The 22146-nt window shown below is 59.1% G+C and carries 20 protein-coding genes and 1 pseudogene; 12 read left to right on the forward strand and 9 right to left on the reverse strand.

The genetic code is table 11. The features are described from left to right. Window positions 1-24 precede the first annotated feature (24 nt). From NKJ08_RS18650 to NKJ08_RS18685, 8 genes are all read right to left on the reverse strand, one after another. The gene (locus tag NKJ08_RS18650) at window positions 25-2094 is read right to left on the reverse strand and encodes a hydantoinase/oxoprolinase family protein (RefSeq protein WP_352782591.1); all 2070 of its coding nucleotides are present in this window, start codon (window positions 2092-2094) and stop codon (window positions 25-27) included. A gap of 335 nt (window positions 2095-2429) precedes the next feature. After that, a complete protein-coding gene (locus NKJ08_RS18655) occupies window positions 2430-3185 on the reverse strand; it encodes an SDR family oxidoreductase (RefSeq protein ID WP_352782615.1) in 756 nt (251 codons plus the stop codon). A 314-nt stretch (window positions 3186-3499) separates the two neighbouring features. After that, window positions 3500-4330, reverse strand: a complete 831-nt coding sequence (locus tag NKJ08_RS18660; RefSeq protein ID WP_352782593.1) for an IclR family transcriptional regulator — start codon at window positions 4328-4330, stop codon at window positions 3500-3502. Window positions 4331-4438: 108 nt separating this feature from the next. Further along, on the reverse strand, window positions 4439-5425 hold the full coding sequence (locus NKJ08_RS18665) for a hydroxymethylglutaryl-CoA lyase (RefSeq protein WP_352782595.1): 987 nt from the start codon (window positions 5423-5425) through the stop codon (window positions 4439-4441). A gap of 55 nt (window positions 5426-5480) precedes the next feature. Next, window positions 5481-6371 (reverse strand): ABC transporter permease, encoded by an 891-nt coding sequence (locus NKJ08_RS18670; protein ID WP_352782597.1) that lies wholly within the window; start codon window positions 6369-6371, stop codon window positions 5481-5483. Between the two features lie 67 nt (window positions 6372-6438). Beyond that, window positions 6439-7494 carry an extracellular solute-binding protein gene (locus tag NKJ08_RS18675; protein ID WP_352527225.1) on the reverse strand — a complete coding sequence of 352 codons (1056 nt, stop codon included), beginning with the start codon at window positions 7492-7494 and terminating at the stop codon, window positions 6439-6441. A gap of 69 nt (window positions 7495-7563) precedes the next feature. Then, window positions 7564-8634 carry an ABC transporter ATP-binding protein gene (locus NKJ08_RS18680; RefSeq protein WP_352782599.1) on the reverse strand — a complete coding sequence of 357 codons (1071 nt, stop codon included), beginning with the start codon at window positions 8632-8634 and terminating at the stop codon, window positions 7564-7566. An 8-nt stretch (window positions 8635-8642) separates the two neighbouring features. Next, window positions 8643-9923, reverse strand: coding sequence for an ABC transporter permease (locus NKJ08_RS18685; protein WP_352782601.1), 1281 nt, complete (start codon window positions 9921-9923; stop codon window positions 8643-8645). A gap of 161 nt (window positions 9924-10084) precedes the next feature. Between NKJ08_RS18685 and NKJ08_RS18690 the strand changes: the two genes are divergently transcribed. The 7 genes from NKJ08_RS18690 to NKJ08_RS18720 all read left to right on the forward strand — a co-directional run bounded on the left by NKJ08_RS18690 (window position 10085) and on the right by NKJ08_RS18720 (window position 17098). Then, complete coding sequence (locus tag NKJ08_RS18690) at window positions 10085-10612, forward strand: FAS1-like dehydratase domain-containing protein (protein WP_352527222.1); 528 nt, start codon at window positions 10085-10087, stop codon at window positions 10610-10612. Further along, complete coding sequence (locus tag NKJ08_RS18695; protein WP_352782603.1) at window positions 10612-11118, forward strand: MaoC family dehydratase; 507 nt, start codon at window positions 10612-10614, stop codon at window positions 11116-11118. The genes NKJ08_RS18690 and NKJ08_RS18695 overlap by 1 nt, the downstream gene beginning before the upstream one ends. Before the next feature lie 10 nt (window positions 11119-11128). Next, window positions 11129-12661, forward strand: coding sequence for a class I adenylate-forming enzyme family protein (locus NKJ08_RS18700; protein ID WP_352527220.1), 1533 nt, complete (start codon window positions 11129-11131; stop codon window positions 12659-12661). Window positions 12662-12779: 118 nt separating this feature from the next. Then, window positions 12780-13715, forward strand: a complete 936-nt coding sequence (locus tag NKJ08_RS18705; RefSeq protein ID WP_352527219.1) for a fumarylacetoacetate hydrolase family protein — start codon at window positions 12780-12782, stop codon at window positions 13713-13715. A gap of 133 nt (window positions 13716-13848) precedes the next feature. After that, window positions 13849-15288 carry an NAD-dependent succinate-semialdehyde dehydrogenase gene (locus NKJ08_RS18710; RefSeq protein ID WP_352527218.1) on the forward strand — a complete coding sequence of 480 codons (1440 nt, stop codon included), beginning with the start codon at window positions 13849-13851 and terminating at the stop codon, window positions 15286-15288. Window positions 15289-15370: 82 nt separating this feature from the next. Then, complete coding sequence (locus NKJ08_RS18715) at window positions 15371-16051, forward strand: metal-dependent hydrolase (RefSeq protein WP_352527217.1); 681 nt, start codon at window positions 15371-15373, stop codon at window positions 16049-16051. A gap of 165 nt (window positions 16052-16216) precedes the next feature. Next, window positions 16217-17098: a DMT family transporter gene (locus NKJ08_RS18720; RefSeq protein WP_352527216.1), complete on the forward strand. Its 882-nt coding sequence runs from the start codon at window positions 16217-16219 to the stop codon at window positions 17096-17098. 128 nt (window positions 17099-17226) lie between these two features. Here NKJ08_RS18720 and NKJ08_RS18725 read toward each other — a convergent pair whose 3' ends face one another. Continuing rightward, window positions 17227-18261 carry a LacI family DNA-binding transcriptional regulator gene (locus NKJ08_RS18725; RefSeq protein ID WP_352527215.1) on the reverse strand — a complete coding sequence of 345 codons (1035 nt, stop codon included), beginning with the start codon at window positions 18259-18261 and terminating at the stop codon, window positions 17227-17229. A gap of 155 nt (window positions 18262-18416) precedes the next feature. Here NKJ08_RS18725 and NKJ08_RS39040 point away from each other — a divergent pair. The 5 genes and pseudogenes from NKJ08_RS39040 to NKJ08_RS18745 form a co-directional block, all read left to right on the forward strand. Further along, window positions 18417-18554, forward strand: a pseudogene (locus tag NKJ08_RS39040) (sterol desaturase family protein); the annotation flags it as partial. Between the two features lie 26 nt (window positions 18555-18580). After that, the gene (locus tag NKJ08_RS18730; protein ID WP_352782607.1) at window positions 18581-19594 is read left to right on the forward strand and encodes a sterol desaturase family protein; all 1014 of its coding nucleotides are present in this window, start codon (window positions 18581-18583) and stop codon (window positions 19592-19594) included. A 45-nt stretch (window positions 19595-19639) separates the two neighbouring features. Continuing rightward, window positions 19640-20605 (forward strand): sugar ABC transporter substrate-binding protein, encoded by a 966-nt coding sequence (locus tag NKJ08_RS18735; RefSeq protein ID WP_352778873.1) that lies wholly within the window; start codon window positions 19640-19642, stop codon window positions 20603-20605. A gap of 113 nt (window positions 20606-20718) precedes the next feature. Continuing rightward, window positions 20719-21765, forward strand: a complete 1047-nt coding sequence (locus tag NKJ08_RS18740; protein WP_352527212.1) for an ABC transporter permease — start codon at window positions 20719-20721, stop codon at window positions 21763-21765. A 10-nt stretch (window positions 21766-21775) separates the two neighbouring features. After that, the coding region (locus NKJ08_RS18745; protein ID WP_352782610.1) for an ATP-binding cassette domain-containing protein at window positions 21776-22146 on the forward strand (371 nt) is incomplete at its 3' end.

Below are 22146 nucleotides of genomic sequence, written 5' to 3' on the forward strand. Positions count from 1 at the left end.
TTCCCTCAAACTCCGCGTCTGCTTTTAGTGAAGGTCAACGATGATGTTGCCGGATCTATCGACCTGCGCGAGGCTGTTCGGCAGGATGACGATCGTGGATTCATGTTCCTCGACGAGTGCAGGGCCCTTGAAGCGTTCCCCTGACTTGAGCAGATACCGGTCGTACACCGGGCACTCGGCAAAGCCGTTCGTCTCCGGGAAGTAGACGCTGCGGTGGTTTTTCAACGCCTTGTCGGCACTGCCCCCCAGTGCGGGCGTGTCCGGGAACGTTAACTTGGGCAGTTCCACACGCGCGCTCAGGTGCAGTTTGACAAACTCGACGCTGTCGTCACGCGAGAATGTGCGCTCTCCATAGGTCTTGCCGTAAACCTTGAAGAAGGCATCACGAACTTCGGATGCAGCCGCATCGTCGGAGGGAAGCTCGACGTTGATTTCATAACCCTGACCGACGAAGCGCATGTCGGCGCTGAAGGTGAAATGAACGTCACGACCGTCGAAAGATCCGGCTGCAATCTGGCGGCGCGCTTCCTCCACCAGAAGCTCGAACGTGTCCGTGACCTGATCCACGTTGGCGTCATTCGTCTCGACGATCAGCGTTCGGGCAAGGTCGAAGCGGACATCGCCCATCAGAAGGCCGACAGCCGACTGCACGCCCGCACCACTTGGAAAGACGATGCGCGTGCAGCCCAGCATGCGGGCGATGCGCCCGCCGTGAACAGGGCCGGCTCCGCCAAACGGGATGAAGGAGAAGTCCCGCGGATCCTTGCCGCGGCCGACCGAGACGACGCGTGCAGCCTCTGCCATCTGAGCAGTAACGACCTCGAAAATCCCCCATGCCGCGGCAGCTGTGTCGATTCCGAGGATGTCGCCGACGTGCGTCTGAATGCCCTTGCTTGCCGCGTCGCGATCAAGCGACATCTTGCCGCCGAGGAAGTAGTCCGGGTTGATGTAGCCCAGGATTACGTCCGCGTCGGTCACTGTTGGGCGCGTCCCACCGCGGCCATAGCAGATCGGCCCAGGAACACTGCTGGCACTTTCAGGCCCGACCTTGATCGAGCCCATCTCGATCCGAGCGATACTGCCGCCTCCGGATCCGATCTCGACCAGATCGATCGCCGGGATATCGATGGGCAGACCGCTGTTGGGCTTTAGGTTGACCATGTCGACCTCGAACTGGCCGGCAAGGAAGGGCTTGCCATCCTCGATCATGCACACTTTGGCGGTGGTTCCGCCCATGTCGAAGGAGATGATGTCATTGCCCGCAGCCTTGGTGTAGCGCGCGGCGGTCAGCACACCCGCTGCGGGGCCTGATTCAACGATTCGTATCGGGAATTTCTTGACGATCTCGGGGGTCGCGATGCCGCCGTTCGATTGCATGATCAGCAGCTCGCCCTTGTATCCGCGCTCTCGCAGACCATCGACCAACCGCTTGACGTAACGCTGAACGGGCGGGACCACATAGGCATTCAGCGTCGTCGTGCTGCCGCGCTCATACTCGCGAAGAACCGGCGAGATTTCGGATGAAAGCGTAACCGCGATCGACGGCGCGACCTCACCCAGGATCTCCGCAACGCGCTGCTCATGGGCAGGATTGGCATAGCTGTGGAGGAAGCAGACACCCACCGACTCGATGTCTGCGCTCAGCATTTCGGCAGCAACGCGCCGGACGGCATCCTCGTCCAGCACCTTGTGCACCGTGCCATCAAACAGCATCCGTTCCGGCACTTCCCAGGTGTATTTGCGCCGAACCACCGGAACCGGCCGATCAACGCTCGTGTCGTAGATCTCGGCGCGCCGCTGACGTCCAATGATCTGAACATCGCGAAAGCCTTGGGTTGTGATCAGAGCCGTCTTTGGTCCGTTTCTCTGGATGATTGTGTTCGTGGCAATTGTTGTCGCGTGACGCACATCCGAAACATCGGCCACCGAAATCCCCATCACCGCCGTTATTTGTTCAATGCCGTCGAGAACAGCCAGCGATGGATCTGCCGGCGTTGTCAAAAGTTTCAGAAACTCAATTCCGTGATCCAGATCGTTGAACAGCGCGAAGTCTGTGAACGTGCCGCCAACATCTACGCCTATTCGATAGCTCATCTCACCCTCAGCAAAACCAAAATTGCCCGCCAATCAATCGTTGGGCTTAGCGGAAATTATTTCCGCATATTTCGAACCAAAGCGCAAGACCCTTTCGCGCGAAAATTAAGGCGAATGCGTTTGTGCGACGTTTTCTGCGATTTGCTCGGTGATACGGCCCATGCGCTTGGGCCCTCTGGCCGACCCGTTCACAGCCGCCGCGAGTGGCGGTGCGGCATCGAATTCCGTTGGGAAATTGATGCCCTCCGAGAATCCACCAAGGCTCCGAATCGCTCAGTTCCGGAAACGGCGCGGTTTGGTTGTGCTCCGGCGACCGGCAAATCCGACAACAGGGATCAGCCACGCCCTACGAATGGCATGTTGGTAGCCATCACGGTCATGGTCAGAATGTTTGCCGACAATGGCAATGAGGCCATGTGCAACACGGCGGCGACAACATTGGCTACATCCATCACAGGTTCAGGGATGAGGCGACCGTCTGCCTGTCGCGCGCCAGTTGTCATTCTGGATGTCATCTCGCTTGCGGCATTGCCGATGTCGATTTGGCCGCAAGCGATGTTATGAGGGCGCCCGTCGAGGGCGCATGCTTTGGTAAGGCCGGTGATCGCGTGCTTGGTGGCTGAATAAGGTGCCGACATAGGCCGCGGCGTATGAGCCGAGATGGAGCCATTGTTGATGATCCGCCCGCCCTTGGGAGATTGTTGTTTCATGACTCGGAAAGCCTGGCGAGCACACAGGAACGGCCCCGTGAGGTTGGTGTTGACGATTGCTGTCCAGGCCTCCAGCGGAAGTTGGTCAATGTCGACAGCAGGAGCCGAGATTCCGGCGTTGTTGAAGACGACGTCGACGCGACCAAACCGCTGGACGGCGTGGTCGAACAAAGCTTCCACTGCCGCAGCGTCCGTCACGTCGGCGCGGTGCGACAGTGCCCTCTCCCCGGTTGCGCCGGCCGCAGCAATTGTCTCGGCCAGTCGGTCGGCGCGACGCGCGGTGACGATGACATTGTACCCGGCTTCGAGAAAGGCGATCGCGGTCGCCCGGCCGATACCGGATGATGCCCCGGTGATCAACGCCACTCGTCCCTCATTCATATTGGGTCTTTCCTGCTGACTGCTTGTCATGACTTTGTGCCTCTGTGCAGGGTGCCAGCCGCGCCAAGCAACCGCTCAGGCTCGGAAGCCCGCAAGTCTTCGCGCGCCCTCAAGCAGGCGCGAGCTGCGTATTGCATCCGGGATATGAGCGCCGATGCGCGGTTCAGCTATCAAGCAATGCCGGGATGATTGATCGACTTGTGGATTGGCCCGATCCAGCCAACAGCAGCTTGCGCCACTGCCTCTCTCATCGGACCGTCGATCCATCAGCCGTAGGGTTTATCTGGCCCTGTACCGGCACTGACATCTTGATATCACTCCTCGGTTTTTGATGGGGGCGATTGCGCTTCCAGGATGTTCTCGACCTTGCGAACAAGGTCCGCAAGCCGAGGTCCAACTTCATTCATCAAGAAGCCAGGATCGAGATAGTCGGCAATTCCGCCGCAGTTGAAAGCAACGACATTGCCGGTATCGCGCATTCGCAGGGGCACGGCCACCGCTCGAATATGCGACAGCCACATCCTGTCGGCGATGCAAAATCCCTTCTCGCGAAACAAGGCAACGTTGTCGTCGATCTGTCTGCGAAAACTATCCAGGTCGGGAATCCTGGACTTCAGCAAGTCCAACACCTCCTGCCGTTCGGCATCATCGAGGCCGGCCAGATAGGCATGGCCCATCGCAGTGCGCTCGATCGGAACACGCGAGCCAACTTCAAACTTCAATGAGAACTGGTCCTCCACGCTCTCCCTCGCGGTGTAGAGCATCTTGTCTTCGTAGCGACGCGCAATGCACACCGGAACATGCGAAAATCCCGCAAGCTCTTTCATGAGTGGACGTGCAACGTGGCTTACCAGGTCGTTGGCCATGTAAAGGTAACCCAGCGCAAGACAGGCGTCGCCCAGCCGATATTTGCCGACCTCGGGCAAATATTCGACGTAGTTCAGATTTCCCAAGGTGTAGCAAAGCCGCGAAACCGTGGCGTTCGAAAGACCTGAAAGTCGAGCCAGATCTGTTGTACCCAGCACCTCCCCTTTACCCAGGAAGCGAAGCAGCGCGAGTCCTCTCGAAAGCGCCGTCACAAACTGCCTATCGCCCGAATCTTCTTCGAAATCAGCTATCGGCAATGTCTGCGCTCTTTTTCTCATTCGGGTCCTCTTAGATCGCGCCAGGGATTGGAGGCCACCTTTCGGTGATAACCAGCCTCCATTCTCTCATAGCCTTCCAACGTTGCGAAGCAAGCTGGCCACGATGGATCATAAAGTCGGCGCCAGGACATCGGCCCTGCTCCTCTGATTGCTCTTATACGCTGCCAGCGTACCGCCTCGTATGATCTTGCCAGGAAGGGGATGCCCGACGAGCTGTTCGACGCGAAGTGACACCTCGCGGAGTCGGTCCAGATCGATGCCCGTCGAGATATCCATCTCCTCACAAACATAGGCTAGGTCTTCCGTGCAAATATTACCGGCGGCGCCCTTGTGGCCGGCAAAGGGGCAGCCGCCCAACCCGCCGACTGAGGAATCGAATTCCGCCACGCCAAGTTCCATCGCCGCCACCGCATTCGCCATCGCAGCGCCGCGCGTGTCGTGCAAGTGAAGCTTGATGGCGATGTCCGGCCAGCGCTCCCGCACCGCCGAGATTGTCCGCTTGACCTGCAGCGGATTGGCCCAACCCATCGTGTCGGCCAGTGTCACATGCTTCAGCTTGGCGCCGTTGTCGTCGAGGATCCGGCTCGCCCGGTCAATGAGGCCGATCACCTTCTCCAGCGGCACGTAGCCTTCGAAATTGCAGCCGAAGGCCGCCATAAGGGCGATCATCGTCACGTCGATTCCGGCCGCCCGGAACAGTTCGATCCACTGCGGAAATTCCTCAAAAGTCTGGTCGATGCTGCGGTTGGTATTGCGCTTGACGAAGGTCTCGCTGGCGGTGATGGAGATCTGGCCGTAAACATCCGCCCGCCCCGTGGCCAGCGCATCCTTGAGCCCGCGCGGATTGAGCAGGACCACACGATAGGCAACATCCGGGCGCCGGCCCAGCTTTTCCAACACTTTGTCGGTGTTCGCCATCTGCGGAACCGCTTTCGGATTGACGAAGGATCCGACCTCGATGTCATGAAACCCGCAAGCCAGAAGATCGTCGATCATCGTCACCCTTTCGTCGACCGAAAGGATTTTCGGTTCGATCTGCAGGCCGTCCCGCGGGCCGACTTCGACGATGTTCACTGATTTCGGCAGGTCATACATGATGTCCTCATCATTCTTTACGCCCGGTCGGCGGACGGCGGTCACCGCTGGGCTATCAGCGTCGATAGCGACGCTGCATCCAGAAATTGGTAATGGCGGTCAGGATCAGCGTCGTCGCCATCAGGACGAAAGCGACGGCCGCGCCGAACGGCCAGTTGTTGAGCTGGAACTGCTCGTAAACCAAGGGCGCCATCATCATGAACTTCGGCCCACCCAGCAACACCGGCGTCGCATAGGCGTTCACGGCCAGGATGAAGGTGAGGATCGTGCCGGCAAGGATGCCGGGAAGCGCCATCGGCCAAAGCACCCGCCGAAACATGGTCCAGGGGCCGGCGCCGAGGCTCAGGGCAGCCTCTTCCAACGAGTGGTCGATCCCTTCGATCACGCTTTGCAGGGTCAGGACCATGACCGGCAGGTTGATGGCGACGAGGCCGATGATCACCGCGGTCTCGGTATACATCATCTCGATCGGCTGGGTGATGATCCCAAATGACATCAGTCCGGTGTTGATCATGCCCTTGCTGCCAAAAAGCGTCATCCAGCCAGCCGCCCTGACTGCATTGTTGACGAACATCGGCAGCACGATCAGCATGATCATAAGGTTCTTGAAGCGCGACCGGGTGCGCGCCAGCACATAGGCGAGTGGGAAGCCGAGAACCAGACAGGCGACCGTACAGATGAACGCGACCCGCACGGTGGTGTAGAGAACGGTCCGATAGTACGGGTCGACGAAGAATTTGACGTAGTTCTCGGCGGTGACCGCGTCGATCATCAGACCGCGCGCCGAGTACTGGTTTAGGCTGTAGCGAAACAGGATGAGGATCGGGATCAGAAGCCCGAGCGCGACGATGGCCGTCGCCGGCCCCATAAGGGCGCTCGCGGACAGGCGCGTGACATTGCGCCCTTCGTCCGTCCCACTTGCCGTGATCGTCGTCGCTACGGCCATGCCGTTTCCCCTGTTCCTGTCTGGCCGGAGCCCCTCCCGTCGGATGGAAGGGAGGGGCCGGTTCGGATCAGCCCTTGAAGCTCTTGTTCCACCAGTCACGCAGGGCGATGTCGTTCTCGCTCAGATAGGCGTAGTCGAGATCGACGAGCGCTGCGAGTTGCTCCTTCGAAAAGCCCATGCGCTCGTTGAGCTCAGGGGCAATTTCGGCGTTGGTCACAGTCGGTGGATAGCCCAGCTTGGTGGCAAAGCCCTCCTGCGCCGGCTTTTCGAGCATTGCGTCGAGGAAGGCGTAGGCACCGTCCGCGTTGGGCGCGTTTTTCGGCACTGACCAGCCCAGGACAAACTTGAGAGCACCCTCGCTCGGCACCGCCCCGGCCACATTGATCCCGGCATCCTTCCACTGCACGGCGCGCGCTTTCCACATGATGCCAAGCGAGCACTCCTCGGTCTTCAGCCCCTGCGCAAAGGCCTCGTTGGTCGGGTAGATGCGCACACCCGCCTTGCGCAATTCGAGCAGCAGTGCCTTGCCTGGTTCGACGTCATGCACCGTGCCCCCCATCGCCAGCGATGCCGCCGTCATCACATACTGGTACTGGATGTCGATGAGACCGAGCTTGTCGCCGTGCTTGGGATCGAGGATCTCCTTGTAGCTCTTCGGCGCCTCGATAAGTTTCGGGTTGTAAAGACCGACAGCGGCCGTATAGCCGGAACCGACACCATAGGGATACTTCATCGACGGCAGAAGATTTGCCGCGTTCTTCAGGCGGCTGTAGTCGATCTCTGCGAGGACACCGGCCTGGCCCATCTGGAACCAGGCAAGCGCCGACAGGCCCTGCACGTCGGTGGTGCCACGCGGCAGCCGGGCTTCGGCGATCATCTTGTTGCGGCGGTCGAGGTCGTTTGCCACGGCGTCGACCACATCCCATCCCGCGGGCTTGAGAACCCCGTCCACGATGAACTGGTCGACGAGATGCTGGTAGTCGCCCCCCGAGGTCCCCACCACAATCCGGCCCTTGGAATCGGCCCGCGCCGCGAAAGGCAGGCCGGCGGCGATGCCCGCGGCGGCCACTCCCTGCAAGACCTGGCGACGGGACGGGTTAAAGCTCAAAAATGTCTTCTCCACTGTTCCACTCCGTTTGTTTATTGGTTGCTTCAATAATCCAAGGTGTTGAGCGGGCCGCCCGCGACGCCCCTAGTCGTCGCCTGCCGTGAAGACGTTGGCAGAGGCCGCCGGCCAGCTGACGAAGACCTCGTCGCCGATCTGCGGCAGATTGTTTTCCGCACGATTGGGAATCTGGACGATCACCCGCTCCTCTGACGCGAGGCGAACATGAACGTCGAGGAGGCCGCCCAGGTAGGAGACGAACTCCGTCGTCCCGGGCAGGCAGTTTTCCGCATTGACAGGTGCAGTCGGCGCAACGGTGATGCGCTCCGGCCGCAGGGCGATCACGGCCTGGCCGGTGACACCCGAGGCCCCGTTGGCGCAACGGATCTCGAGACCGCCGGACGTCCGGAACCGCCCCGGCGCCTCGATCATCCCCTCCAAAAAAGTGCTGCGACCGACGAAGCCGGCAACAAAGCGATCGGCGGGCCGCTCGTAAAGATCGCGTTGGGTGCCGACCTGGCGCACCCGTCCTTCGCTCATCACCACAAGGCGATCCGCCATCGTCAGCGCCTCTTCCTGATCGTGCGTGACCATGACGGTGGTAATGCCGAGGGCACGCTGCAGTTCGCGGATCTCGACCCGCACCTCGTGACGCAGCTTCGCGTCAAGATTAGAAAGCGGCTCGTCGAGGAGGAGGACGTCGGGCCGAAACACGAGGGCCCGGGCCAACGCCACCCGCTGTTGCTGCCCGCCTGAGAGTTGGCTCGGCAGCCGCTCGCCGAAGCCGGCAAGGCGCACCAGCCGCAGCGCCTCTTCGACTCTGGGCGCGATCTCGGCCGGGCTCACCTTGCGCATCTCAAGCCCGAAGGCGACATTCTGGGCGACCGTCAGATGCGGGAACAGCGCGTAGCTCTGGAACACCAATCCGGTATCGCGCTTCCACGGCGGCAGCCCGGTAATGTCGCGGCCGCCGAGATGTATCGCCCCCGAAGTCGGCTCGACGAACCCGGCGATCATCCGCAGCGTCGTCGTCTTTCCGCAACCGGAGGGTCCAAGGAGAGCGACGAACTCGCCCTCGGCAACCGAAAGGGTGATGTCGCGGGCCGCCTGGAACTCGCCATAACGTTTGGAAAGGCCGTTCAATTCGAGCTGTGCCATCGTTAACCTCAAACTACCCGGCTGATCTTGACGAAGCGGTCGGTGATCAGCATTGCGACGCCGACCAGAAGGATCTGCAGAACCGAGACCGCGGCGATCGTGGGATCGATCTTCCATTCAAGGTACTGCAGGATCGTGATCGGTAAGGTCGTGCTACCGGGCCCGACCAGAAATAGGCTCATTTCGAGGTTGCTGAACGATGCAACGAAGCCGAACATGGCCGAGGCGACGATGCCCGGCAGCATCGAGGGCAAGGTCACGCGGCGGAACGTCGTCCAGCGATTGGCCCCGAGATTCTGCGCCGCTTCCTCCAACCGGAGGTCGAAATTGGCAAGCGTCGCAACGATCAGGCGCACCACCCATGGGATCACCAGAAGCGTGTGGCCGGCGACAAGGCCCGTCAGCGACCCGAGGACCGGCATGTTGCCGTTGGTTTTGATCTCGATCTCGACTTCGAAAACATAGAAGGCCGTACCGAGCACGACGCCGGGGACCATCAGCGGAAACAGCAGCAGGCTGTTGACGAACTCACGCCCGAAGAAGCGAAAGCGCGAGATGCACAAGGCTGCCGGTATGCCCACCACCATTCCGATCGCCGTGGCAACGACGCCGACCTGCAAACTGAACCAGAAGCCGTCTAGGAACTGCTGGTTGTTGGCAATCTCGGCATACCAGCGCAGTGAATATCCGTCTGGCGGGAAGGAGGGGATTTCCTGGCGGTAAAAAGAGAACCACGTCACGAAGATGAGCGGCGTCAGGATGAAGAGCAGGCATAGACCCGCAGCTGCCTTCAGCAGCCAGCGCCCCAGCTTTCGCCGGTCGAAAGCTCGGACCTGTGTCGATCCCAAGTCTCTTGCGGCCCCGTTCAGCCCTTGGCCCTGGTCAGTTGCGCTGGCGGCAGAGAGTCCGCTCATGGCAAGATTCTCGCACGATCGAACCCGTTGTCGCGAAATTGACCACACATCATCGCAACAAACGCTCGCCTCGAAGGCTCCCGACAAGATCTGGAAACGCCGAAAATCATAGTGTTGTGTTCTTCCTCCTGCCCGGCACCCCAATCGGGCCAACCGGCTTCCAAAGTCCCCTGTCGAGCTGCCGGGATTCTCCTCATTACGCTCAACGGAAATAATTTCCGCATATTTTGAATCAAAGCACAAGCCCCTTTGCGTAAATAAATGGCAGCGCTGGGAAGGTCGTGCGCCAAGCCTATTGTGCTTCTCAAAAAAATATGCAGAAATAATTTCCGCAAAACGTGAACCGCCGATCGGAACGTTGCAAGACGCGCCCATTGGACGCTTGAGGCCAGACGGATGGCAGCTTCGAACGTCCTTGATGGAGGATCACCCAGGCTCGCAATTTCTGGCCGCAAGCGACAAAATCGCGCTGACCGGCTCTCGGACGACGCGACCTTGAGTGTTGAATATTTGGGGAAACGAAAGGACAGCGAGTGATGTCTTCGGAGTATGACTATTCGAGATATGTTGGGCTAACAGCGCCTCCGACAACGGCCGCGCTCCCCCTCGAACAGGACACGCTGCGCCGGTTCGTCCAGGCGATCATGGACGACGACCCGATATATTACAACGAAGAGGCGGCAAGGGCCTCGAAATACGGCGAAATTGTCGCTCCGCCGTTCTATCCGCTGCATGCATTTCGTCGGGCTTCGGGAACGCCGGATCCATTGGAAGTGATCATTGAGCGCCCTGACGCCGATGGCGCGGGTGACGGTGCTGACGCCTACTATGGCCTGGAACATATCAAGGTGCCGTTCAACCGCATCCTGAACGGCGGCATCGAGGTTGAAACGTATCGCTGCTTAAGGAAGGGAGAAAAGGCTGTGGCCACCCCGCGCTACTCCAGCGTGACACCCAAGAAAGGAGCGAGCGGAGATTTTCTGCTCGTCACGATCGAAACACGATTCACAACAGAGGCAGGCGAATTGCTGATGATCAGCAGGCATACGATGGTGTGGCGGTAATGGGCGGCTCTCTCTATTTCGACGACGTCGAGGTCGATCAGACCTTGCTGCGGGTCAAGAAGGGGCCGATGACCACGACGCACATCATGCGCTGGTCTTCCGCAATCGAGAACTGGCATCGCATCCACTACGACCAGCGATTTGCCATCGACCACGACAAGCTGCCCGACGTGCTCGTGAACGGTTCGTGGAAGCAGCACATTCTGGCGCAGGTGATGAAGGATGGTCTTGGGCCAAATGGATGGCTGTGGAAGATAAAGTTCCGCTACGACAAGATGAATGTCGCGGGCGACACGATCTACGCAGAAGCCAAGGTTGCCGAAAAGCAGGTTCTTGGCGGGCTGGGTTTTGTGACGTGCCGGCTCTTCCTGACGGATCAGAACGATACCGTGAACACAAACGGGTGGGCTATCGGCGTATTACCCCTGCGCGGCGGCCGTGAGGTCCCCTACCCCTTCGTTGTCGATCCCGCCTACGCCGATCTCAATCTCCCGAACTATCGATGAGGGCGCAACGATGGGCCTGACACTACCGGATGTGCTGCACCACAATGTTCGTCATTTCGCGCAGAAATGTGCGGTTACGATGGACGATCATGAACTGAGTTTCCTGGCTCTCGCACGCCTGGTCGCCGAAGCGCGGAATTGTCTCGGTCCGCATGTCTCGGCTGGAGATCGGGTTGCGATATGGATGCCGAATTCCTTCGCCTGGATCGCCAGTTTCCTTGCAGTCCAGGAGTTGAACGCAATCGCCGTACCCATTAGCACGCGGCTTACCGCGGCCGAAGTTAGTGGGCTGCTTGACGATAGTGGCGCCAAGGTGATTGCCGTTGTTCCCAAATACCGTGGACGCAACTATCTCGAGGAAGCCGCATCCATCGACGCGCAGCTTGCATCGGTGATTGTCGAAGGCCCCGGCGATGGTTTGGCGGGAGATTGGAAGGCGCGTCTCCGATACCAGATTGCGAACGAAAATTCCTCGGAACTGCCCGATGGCGTCTTCAGCATCCTCTACACATCAGGGACGACTTCGAAACCCAAGGGTGTGATGATCACAGCCGAGAGCTATCTGCGAACAGCGCAGTATGCTGCATTCTGTCAGCGCCTGACACCGTCCAGTCATTTCATCAGCCCTGCCCCCTTCTTCCATTGCAGCGGCAGCATGCATGCGATCACCACGTGTCTGATTGCAGGGTGCACCCTGCACTCGATGTCAAGCTGGGACCCCGAACGCCTGCTCGATCTGGCCGAGCGGCACCGGGCCGACGTGTCCCACGGCGTTTTCTTCCGCGATGTGCTCGCCCTTGGCGTCGAGAAGGTCCGCACCAAACTCGCAACGGTCAAGGTGGGCTATGATCACGCCGGAGCCCAGATGCGACAGCTTCATGATGAGATCGGAATCTCTGGAATCTCCAACCTGTACGGCATGACCGAAACGTCGGGGATGTTCACTATGTGGTTCCCGGACGATCCGCTGATCAAGCGAATGTCCGCGAATGGCCGACCGCAGCCAGGCAACGAGATTCGGATCGTCGACGCCGAAAGCGGCGTGCCGCTGGCCAACGACTGCTTGGGAGAACTTCAGCTCCGCGGACCAACCATCACACCAGGCTACTTCGCCCAGCCCGAGGCCAACCGTCAGGCATTCACGCAGGACGGATGGTTCCGCACCGGCGACCTCGGCTCCATCTCACCGGACGGTGAATTGCGCTACGTGGCGCGCCTGAAGGAAATCATTCGCGTCGGCGGCGAGAACTTTGCGCCCGCCGAAGTGGAGGATGTGCTGCGCGGCGAGTCCGGCCAGAAAAATCTCTGCGTGCTCGGCTTGCCCGACGAGAGATTGCAGGAGATTCCGGTTGCAGTCGTCGTGGCCAACGGCCCGGTGGTCTGGGACGAGGTACTGGCCGGTATGCGCAGGCGCCTGGCCAAGTTCAAAATCCCGCAGCAGATCTTTGTCATCGATGAGCTGCCGACGACACCGGCCGGCAAGATCCAGCGCAACGTGCTGGCAAGCCGGATTGCTGAAGGCAAGCTGACCCGGGTCGCGTGACAGGCGCGTGGAACCACGTGTTCCTCAACCGCACAGGTGAAGAAATACGTTCACATCGCATTCGCAGCCTGACGCGCTTTGTCGTGTCCGGTAGCCGCATACTGAAGGGATTATTCGCATGAAACTGGTGTATTTCGATGACTTCAGGTTGGGTATCCTGAAGGATGGGGCTGTCTTTGATATTTCCTCCATTGCCGACGAAATGCCGAAGACAGCGCCTCAAGACTTGATGGCGGGCCTGATTGCCCGGTTCGACCATTTTCGCGCGCGACTAGAAGGCGCGACAACGAACGGCGGCGGCATCCCCGTCGGAAGCGTGCGGCTGCGGCCGCCACTGCCGCGACCTGCCAATATCGTATGCATGGCGCTCAACTATTTCGACGGCAAGATCGGGCCAGAGCGCGCGCCGATCGACTCGTTCACGAAAGCCGCCGGGTCCATCATCGGTCCAGACGACACGATGATCCTGCCCGACTATCCTGCCATCGCCTTCGAAGGCGAGGCGGAAATGGCCGTCGTCATCGGCAAGCGCGCCACAAACGTTAGCGAGGCGGACGCGATGGACCACGTGTTCGGCTACATGAATTTCATTGATGGCTCGGCGCGCGGCGCCTCCTCGCTGTTCCAGGTCAAGGCGCGCGAAACCTTTGCCCCGATCGGTCCCTATCTGGTGACGGCGGATGAAGTGCGCGATCCGTACGATCTGCGAGTTCGGCTATGGATCAACGGAGCCCTGAAGCAGGATTTCAACACCGGCGCCATGGCTCATCGGATTGCGCGCTGCATTGCCTGGGTCAGTTCGGTGCATACGTTGGAACCGGGCGACGTCCTGGCAACCGGAACAAGCCACGACGGATTGTCGAGCTTCCAGGATGGCGATCTCGTGGAATTGGAAACTGAAGGGCTCGGCAAACTGCGCGTTCGGGTCCGTGACGACCTTAAGCGGACCTGGGAGCGGGACAGCTGGCTGGAGCGTCGGGCAAAAGGAATTCCGGAAAATGCGAACCGCCAGCTATCCGGAAAACACGCGCCGGAACGCAATCCACAGACCTGACGACCCGCTCGCAATTGCAAGGATCGCAGCTCGGATTTCGGATTGCGTTTGAACGTTTCGCTGTTCCGATCACCAAGCGCTGCCGCAGTGCGATCATCGAATTTGGCGACACCAAGGAAGCAGATGAACAGCCATGGTCTACGAATACAAAGACGTCTTGCTGCTGATCGATGGAAACTGGATTCCTGCGACGGATGGCAAAACGATCCCTGTCGTTGATCCTGCCACGGAAGAGGAAATCGGGACTGTCGCTTGGGCCGAGCAGCCAGACCTGGATGCAGCCCTGAAAGCTGCCGGCAAGGGGTTCGATGTCTGGCGCCAAATATCTGCGTTCGACCGTTCCAAGATCATGCGCAGGGCGGCTGACTTGCTCCGGGAACGGGTCCCTTACATTGCGTGGCTGATGACGCGCGAACAGGGCAAGCCCCTGGCCCAGTCGACAATCGAGGTGTCTGCTGCTGCCGACATCATCGACTGGTTCGCCGAGGAGGGAAAGCGAACATACGGCCAGGTGATTCCTGCCCGATCGCCAAATGTCATCCAGATGACTGTGAAGCTTCCGGCTGGGCCTGTCGCAGCCTTCACGCCGTGGAACTTCCCGATCAATCAACTCGTCCGCAAGCTCTCGGCTGCGCTGGCCGCCGGATGCTCCATTGTTGCCAAGGCGCCTGAGGAAACGCCAGCCTCGCCCGCGGAGCTTTTCTGCTGCTTCCTTGACGCGGGTGTTCCTGCTGGCGTCGTCAATCTCGTATATGGCGTGCCCAGCGTGGTCTCCGAATATCTGATCGCCAGCCCCGTGATACGCAAAGTCACCTTCACTGGTTCAACGGCAGTCGGAAAACGTCTCGCCTCTCTGGCCGGACAGCATATGAAGCGGGCAACGATGGAGCTCGGCGGCCACGCTCCGGTCATCATTGCCGACGATGCGGATCTCGATCGGGCGGTATCGCTGATGTCGGCGCACAAATTTCGCAACGCCGGGCAAGTGTGCATATCGCCAACCCGTTTCCTGGTCCAGGAAGCCGTGGCTAAGCGTTTTCTCGATGGCTTCACCGAGGCAGTCGGGGCAATCAGGGTGGGCAATGGCCTTGATGCCGAGACGGCGATGGGACCGCTCGCCAATGAGCGTCGCATGCTTGCTCTCGAGGCCATGGTTAGCGACGCCGTGGATCATGGCGCAAAATTGATCGCCGGAGGACGGCGGATCGGCAACATCGGTTACTTCTTCCAGCCGACCATTCTGGCCGATGTACCGATTTCGGCAAACATCATGAATGACGAGCCTTTTGGTCCGGTGGCGGTGATCAATCGATTTGCCGATCTGGACGAGGCGATCGCTGAGGCCAATCGCCTGCCCTATGGCCTGGCGGCATATGCTTTCACCGGCTCTGAGAAGAGTGCGACGAGACTAGGCCTGGAGGTCGATTGTGGAATGACGACCATCAATCATCTCGGCTTCGGACTGCCTGAAGTTCCGTTCGGCGGCATCAAGGATTCCGGATACGGGACGGAAGGCGGTTCCGAAGCGATCGAGTCGTATTTGGAAACGCGATTCATCTCCAGGGTCGGCTGATCACGGCTGCATTTAACCACACGCTCTGCCGACGGCACATTCGTGTGGCGCACGGTCGGCGCGATACGCGACGGAGGTAAATTTGACGAATCGTCTTCGATGGCTCGGCCATTCAGGTTGGCAGATTACGACCGGCAAGGGCAAAGTGTTCCTCATCGATCCCTGGCTCACCGGCAATCCGCTTGCGCCCCTTAGGCTGGACGAGTTGCCTGCAGCCGACTTCGCCTTGTTCACCCATGATCATGAAGACCATACCGGCGATGCCGTGGCGGTCAGCGCGCATACTGGCGCGGTTCTGGTCGGGCAGCCGGAAACGACGAGTGCCTTTCAAGAGAGAGGCGCCAAACGGGTATTGGCCATGAATATCGGCGGCTCAGTCGATCTCGATGGCGTTATCGTGACGATGACGGACGCTTGTCACACCAGCGCGACAGGCGTCCCTGCAAGCTACGTCCTGACCCTCGAGGACGGAAAGGTGCTCTACCACGCCGGCGATACCGGCCTGCACGCCAACATGGCAATTTGGGGCGAACTGTTCGACATCGATATCGCGCTGCTGCCGATTGGCGACAGGTTTACCATGGATGCCCGGCAAGCCGCCAAGGCCCTGAAGCTTCTGAGAGCCAAAGCCGTATTGCCAATGCATTACAAGACATTTCCGCTATTGGCACAGGACGCGACGCAGTTCGTTAAATTTGCAGAGCGCGAAGCGCCCAGAACGAAAGTTCATGTGGTCGAACCAGGTGAAGAGCTCACCTTCTAGGCCGCCACGACGGATCATGGAACATTCAATGCGCCGCCGCATCCTTCACGCCCATCAGCGCAGAACTTCTCCAACCGCCAGCGCGGCGTAGCCGGTGCCGGTTACTGCCCTTCAACGGCGGCGTGGACGCCGCGCGGAGGAAAGAGTCCGAAGGAGAAAAACGACATGGCAAACGGCCAGAGTTCTGCAATTCGCGGCCTGGGTTTCGGTTTGCTCTCTTTCGCATTGTTCTCCACCCATGACGCGATCATCAAAGTGCTCGGGAACACCCATTCTGTTTTTCAAATCCTCTTTTTTGCTTTGATGTTCGCGTTTGCGCCGATGACGGTGCTGGTGCTGGCCGACCGCGTCGTCGGCAATTTTCGACCGCGTCATCCATGGTTAGTCCTTTCACATTCCGTACTGTCTTTGATTGTGATGTCGGGCTCGTTCTACGCCTTTGTTAGGTTGCCCCTTGCCGAGGTCTATGCACTACTTTTTATGATACCATTGCTGATCACGGCGCTGTCCGTACCACTGCTCGGTGAAACAGTCAGGACATCGCGCTGGATCGCCATTGCCGTTGGACTGATCGGCGTCATGATTGTTCTGCGGCCAGGCGCAACATCATTGTCTTTGGGGCACCTCACGGCTGTTTTGGGGGCCTTCGCGAGTGCACTGGCAAAGATCATCGTGCGCAAGATCGGGGGTGAGGAGCGTCCGGCAGTGATGGTCCTCTATCCCATGCTGACATCGCTCGTTGTGATGGGTGCAATCCTTCCCGCAGTCTATGTACCCGTGGAACTTCCATCCCTTGGATTGATGGCTGCAGTCGGTCTGATCTCCGTCACCGGCCAATTATGTACCATCGCCGCGTACCGCTTCGCACCCGCGGCGGTTGTCGCGCCAACGCAGTATAGTCAAATCCTTTGGGCGACCGGATTTGGCATCGCGCTTTTCTCCGAACACCCAGACGCATCGGTAGCGATCGGAGCCGGTGTGATTATAGCTTCGGGCATATTTATTGCTTGGCAGGAAAGGCGCAATATGCCGCGCGAGAACACATGAAAGTGCGACATTGGCGGTCATGCAAAACGTTGCCCGCCCACTCGAGCGGGCCGAGTTCGAGACCTGAAAGCGGACATATCATCGGGTCGCATAAGCGCCCGAGGGCGGCCCCTTAGCTGACATCTACGTCAGATATTCTCCGGAGTGACAATTTCAAAAGGTATAGACCGTTGAAGGGTAGCGAGCGGTGCTTGTGGTCCAATGACATCGATCATCGTCTGCACGAGAAGGGCGGAGGTCGCCTCAAGCGGATGACAGAGAGCTGCAGTAATCAGTCCCTCAGACAATCCCTTACGCGTCTCGGGTCCGATGTCACGGCATACCACCTTGATCCCCGATCGCCTCTCGGGAGACACTTCCCTTAGCGCACGAAGCACACCGGTTATTCCGCCGCCGACGATCAGAATGCCGACAAGATCGTCGGTTGACTTTAGAAGCTCGGCCACCATTCGGTAGGCCTCACTCGATTCCTCATGAGTGGGACGGCTTTCCTCTGCCATCAGTCGTGAAGCGTGCTCGCGCAAATAGGAGCGGAAGCTGGCGTCCGCGACATCCTGGCATTGATAGCGATGATTGCCTATGAAAACCGCAATACGACCAGGACCTTGGGTGGTTTGCGTAATCAGGAAGGCCGCAGTGCGCCCCAGCTTCCAGTTGTCGGTGCCCACATAAGCTGCCCTTTCCGGCGCGGACTGATCCGTGATGTAAGAGACAACCGGTTTCCCCATCTCCTTCAATGAACGGATGGCCTGGCCAATGATTGGGTGATCCGCCGCGACCACCGCGACAGCGTCGCAAGAATCGCCGAGCGCGATGAGACGGCTCGAGATAGTCTCCGGCGTCAAAATATCCGCGAAGTCGACGACAGGTTCGATAACCTCGTCCCGACGCTCGCGACAGGCGGCAACGATCTTCTTTCCGAATAGCTGGTAGAGGTCACGAGTCGCCTGCTGGAGCAGGAAACCCAATCGGTAATGCGGCGAAATTTTGCGAGCCCGATCGTCTATCGCTCCGATACCGTAAAAGCCAATTTCTTCAGCAGCGCTTTGGACCCGTTGGACTGTTTTCGGCCGCACGGAAACGGTGCCACCTAAAATTCTATTTACAGTCGCCACTGACACGCCTGCCGCAGTAGCGAGATCGTGAATTGTCGGTCGCTTCATGAACGCCCATTCCTATGTTGTATCATCATGATTGAAATTAAATGATACAAATGCAATTTTGATTTTATTTCTGTCTTCTCCGAATATCAACCCTCCGATATAAATCGCGTCGCTTTAAGGGTTCCCGGGGCATTGTCGGCAAGCGCGACGATCCCCACACGTATTTCGAGGTGAAAACTATGGCGGCGATGCTCTAGTGCCCCTCGATAAGCTGTTTCGGCGCGTGGCACGACGGCAGCAAGGAATCCGACGAGGTCACGAAGACTCGCTTCCGCAAGAGGCGCGAACGGTTGAACACCGAGCAACAGGCGGCCGCGCGATGGACGATCTGGCCTTTGGCACCCGCGACAAGCGCGGCAATTGGCGTCCCAGCGCGCCGCTCCAAGTCGGACCCCTTCTGGATTTTCCCTGGAGCTTCGTGCGCGTGCTGAGATGGCTGCCGGGCTACTTCCTGCCGTGGAACGCTGTGTTCATGGGCGTTGGCGCTTTGTTGTGGTTTTACCTCACGCCTTCACGCGAGACGCTCCAGACCCTCGATTGGGGATGGGTACTATATCTCTATCTCCGCAACGCGGCGCTCATTCTGCTCCTCTACGGTGCTCTGGAAATACGCCTCTACTTGAAACGCGCCCAAGGCAACCGCTTCAAGTTCAACGGCAAGTTCCCCGCGGACCACCCATCGGACGTGTTCTGGTTCAAGAGCCAGAATATCGACAACGCGATCCGCACCTTCGTCAGCGGACTGCCGATCTGGACGGCCTATGAGGTGTTGCTGTTGTGGGCCTGGGCTAACGGCTGGGGGCCGTGGACGAGCTTCAGCGAGCATCCGGTCTGGCTTATCGCCTTCGCTCTCGTAATTCCTCTGATTCATGAGGTGCACTTCTTCTGCATCCATCGGCTGATCCACATTCCCGTGCTCTACCGCTGGGTCCACTCGGTGCACCACAATTCTATCAATCCAAGCCCGTGGTCGTCGCTTTCCATGCACCCGGTAGAGCATCTGCTCTACTGGTCGGACAGCCTGATCCATCTAATCGTGCCTTCGCATCCGTTGCTCCTGCTTTACCACTTGCAGGTGACCGGCACTGGCGCAGTCATCGGCCATATCGGCTTCGACAAAGTCGAAGCCGGCGACGGAGGCGTCGATACCCACGCCTACGCCCACTACCTGCACCACAAGTATTTCAAAGTGAATTACGCCGACGGCACGCTGCCGATCGATAAATGGCTCGGCACCTGGCACGACGGCACGAAGCAGGGCGACGAATTGATGAAGGTCCGCTTCGAGAAGAAGCGAGCGCGCATCACGGCAAAACAACAGCAGAATTCATGATGTCATGGATCCGTCAATGTGACGGCAGGAGAGGGAGGAAGTGAAATGTGGAAGCTCTTGAAGATTGCGTGCGCGGGCGCGGCCCTGGCGATCATTGCCCAGGCCGCGATGGCGGCGAACATCGCTATCATCGGCGGAAAGGCCGATGATCCGTTTTTCGCCAAGATTAAGAAGGGCATCGATGATGCGACCGTGGTTGTCCAGGCGCATGGCGGAACGGTGAATTATCTGCAGCTTCAGACCTATGACAACATTGGCGGCGACGCCGCCAATCTTGTGCGCACCGCGATCAGCCAACAGGCATCTATCATCGCCGTGCCAAACTGGGTTCCTGCCGCCGAAGATGAGGCCATCAAGGCTGCCTTAGCGGCAGGTATCCCCGTCATGCTCTACAATTCTGGCGGCGGAGATAAAGCCAAGGAACTTGGCGCCATCAACTACATCGGCAATGAAGAATATCCCGCGGGCCTCGCCGGCGGCGAATATTTTTCCACGCACGGCGCCAAGCATGTCATTTGCGTAAATACCGTGCCGGGCGCCCAGAATCTCGAGGACCGCTGCAAGGGCATCGCCGACAAGGTGACGAAAGCCGGCGGCAAGTCGGAACAGCTGCCGCTGCCTGCGAGCTCATTCGGAGATCCGACCGCTGTTGCCGAAGCCATCAAGGCCACTCTTCTCAAGGATGACTCCATCGACGGTGTCTTCACAATCTCCGCAGGCGACGCGGATTCCGCTGCTACCGGCATCGACCAGGCTGGCAAGACCGGCAAAGTACAGCTGGGTTCTTTCGACATGAACGTCGCTGGCCTCAACCGCATCAAGGATGGCAAGCAACTTTTCGCTATCGATCAACAGCCTTGGCTGCAGGGCTTCCTGGCCGTTACGATGTCTGACGCCTACGTGAACTATGCGTTGAAGCTCGCATCGGCCCCAATTTTGACAGGCCCTGGAATTGTCGACAAATCAAATGTCGAAATCACTCTCAAGGGCGGCGAGCAAGGCTATCGGTAATCTGTCACGGGATTGCTGCCCCTGGTATGATCGAGAGGCCGAGGACTCCTCGGCCTCACCTACAAATGTTCCAAGAATACGACGTTGCCGGCACTTCTGGGAGGAATAGTGCAATGAACACAAATGCTGCCAAGCCTTTTGAAGCGGGATCGGGTGGGGTCGGATCGGCAGGATCCGCAGTTGGCTCGCTGCTTAGACGGCCAGAAGCTGGTGCATTCCTTGGCCTGCTCGGAGTGTTCGTCTTCTTCACGATCTTTGGCGGCACCAGTTTCCTCATGCCGGCAGGTGTCGCGAGCTGGCTCAATGTCGCCGCCAGTCTCGGTATCGTTGCCCTCCCCATGGGTCTTCTCATGATTGCCGGCGAACTCGACATCTCGATCGGCTCAATGATCCCGGCAGGGTCCATGACGGTCGCCATCATCGCAGGCCATTATGGTCTCTCGATCTGGCTGGGGATTTCTGTCGCGCTTGCCATCGGCATCATTGTAGGTCTGGTCAACGGAATATTGGTGGTGCGAACCGCGGTGCCTTCGCTCATCGTGACACTTGGCACGCTATTCGCTGTAGCGGGCGCAGTGCTTGGTCTGTCCGTTATCATCACCGGCACCACCAGCGTCGCCCTGACCAGCACTGGGCTGGCAAAGACCATCTTCGGCTCGTTCATCGGTGCTCAGTTTCAGGTCATAATCCTGTGGTGGATGGCACTCGCGGTAATCTACATTTTCTTCATCCACTACTCACCATTCGGAAACTGGCTCTTCGCTATGGGCGGTGACAAGGAGAGCGCGCGCAATGCCGGTATTCCAACGCAGCGCCTCACCGTTTTGCTTTTCGTTCTGTCGAGCACCAGTGCCGCCTTTGTCGGCGTGTGTCAGGCGATCCTCTTCAGTTCGGCGCAGGTTTCGGCCGGCATGTCCTTTATCTTTAATGCCATCATCGCAGTCGTCGTGGGCGGAGTGCTGCTCACTGGCGGCTTCGGCTCAGTGATCGGCATCGTCTTTGGGACCCTCACCTTCGCCGTGGTGAATCAGGGCATCTACTTCACGTCGTTCGATCGCAATTGGTCGAGCCTCATTATCGGCGTACTTCTGCTGCTCGCAGTGCTCATGAACAACACCTTTCGCAAGATGGCATTGACATACACGCCGAGGAAAAAGTGAGGCCTTGGAAATGGAAACGCCAATTCTCGAGCTGAAAAGCGTCAACAAATCCTTCGGTCCGTTCGATGTCCTGCACGACATTTCGCTGAGGGTGCGCGCCGGCGAAGTGCTTTGCCTTCTCGGCGACAACGGCGCCGGCAAGTCCACCCTCATCAAGACCTTGGCCGGGGTCCACAAACCAACCAGCGGCCACATATTGATGGATGGTCAGCCGGTGACCTTTTCCGGGCCGAGTGAGGCGCAGGGACGGGGCATCGCCACGGTGCATCAGTTCGGCGGCACGTTCCCGCTGATGAGCATCGGGCGGTCCTTCTTCGTCGGCGTCGAGCCGACCAAAGGTTGGGGACCGTTCAAGATCTACGACCGCAAGCGCGCCAACGA

This window comes from Mesorhizobium sp. M0244 (assembly GCF_040321795.1).
Classification (GTDB): Bacteria; Pseudomonadota; Alphaproteobacteria; order Rhizobiales; family Rhizobiaceae; genus Mesorhizobium.

Bases quoted from the DNA above. Each gene is read 5' to 3' on its own strand.
- NKJ08_RS18695 (WP_352782603.1), top strand. From the start codon at position 10,612: ATGGGCGGCTCTCTCTATTTCGACGACGTCGAGGTCGATCAGACCTTG.
- NKJ08_RS18650 (WP_352782591.1), bottom strand. From the start codon at position 2,094: ATGAGCTATCGAATAGGCGTAGATGTTGGCGGCACGTTCACAGACTTC.
- NKJ08_RS18665 (WP_352782595.1), bottom strand. From the start codon at position 5,425: ATGTATGACCTGCCGAAATCAGTGAACATCGTCGAAGTCGGCCCGCGG.
- NKJ08_RS18705 (WP_352527219.1), top strand. From the start codon at position 12,780: ATGAAACTGGTGTATTTCGATGACTTCAGGTTGGGTATCCTGAAGGAT.
- NKJ08_RS18710 (WP_352527218.1), top strand. From the start codon at position 13,849: ATGGTCTACGAATACAAAGACGTCTTGCTGCTGATCGATGGAAACTGG.
- NKJ08_RS18685 (WP_352782601.1), bottom strand. From the start codon at position 9,923: ATGGGCGCGTCTTGCAACGTTCCGATCGGCGGTTCACGTTTTGCGGAA.
- NKJ08_RS18735 (WP_352778873.1), top strand. From the start codon at position 19,640: ATGTGGAAGCTCTTGAAGATTGCGTGCGCGGGCGCGGCCCTGGCGATC.
- NKJ08_RS18730 (WP_352782607.1), top strand. From the start codon at position 18,581: ATGGACGATCTGGCCTTTGGCACCCGCGACAAGCGCGGCAATTGGCGT.
- NKJ08_RS18680 (WP_352782599.1), bottom strand. From the start codon at position 8,634: ATGGCACAGCTCGAATTGAACGGCCTTTCCAAACGTTATGGCGAGTTC.
- NKJ08_RS18700 (WP_352527220.1), top strand. From the start codon at position 11,129: ATGGGCCTGACACTACCGGATGTGCTGCACCACAATGTTCGTCATTTC.
- NKJ08_RS18690 (WP_352527222.1), top strand. From the start codon at position 10,085: ATGTCTTCGGAGTATGACTATTCGAGATATGTTGGGCTAACAGCGCCT.
- NKJ08_RS18740 (WP_352527212.1), top strand. From the start codon at position 20,719: ATGAACACAAATGCTGCCAAGCCTTTTGAAGCGGGATCGGGTGGGGTC.
- NKJ08_RS18660 (WP_352782593.1), bottom strand. From the start codon at position 4,330: ATGAGAAAAAGAGCGCAGACATTGCCGATAGCTGATTTCGAAGAAGAT.
- NKJ08_RS18670 (WP_352782597.1), bottom strand. From the start codon at position 6,371: ATGGCCGTAGCGACGACGATCACGGCAAGTGGGACGGACGAAGGGCGC.
- NKJ08_RS18725 (WP_352527215.1), bottom strand. From the start codon at position 18,261: ATGAAGCGACCGACAATTCACGATCTCGCTACTGCGGCAGGCGTGTCA.
- NKJ08_RS18720 (WP_352527216.1), top strand. From the start codon at position 16,217: ATGGCAAACGGCCAGAGTTCTGCAATTCGCGGCCTGGGTTTCGGTTTG.
- NKJ08_RS18655 (WP_352782615.1), bottom strand. From the start codon at position 3,185: ATGAATGAGGGACGAGTGGCGTTGATCACCGGGGCATCATCCGGTATC.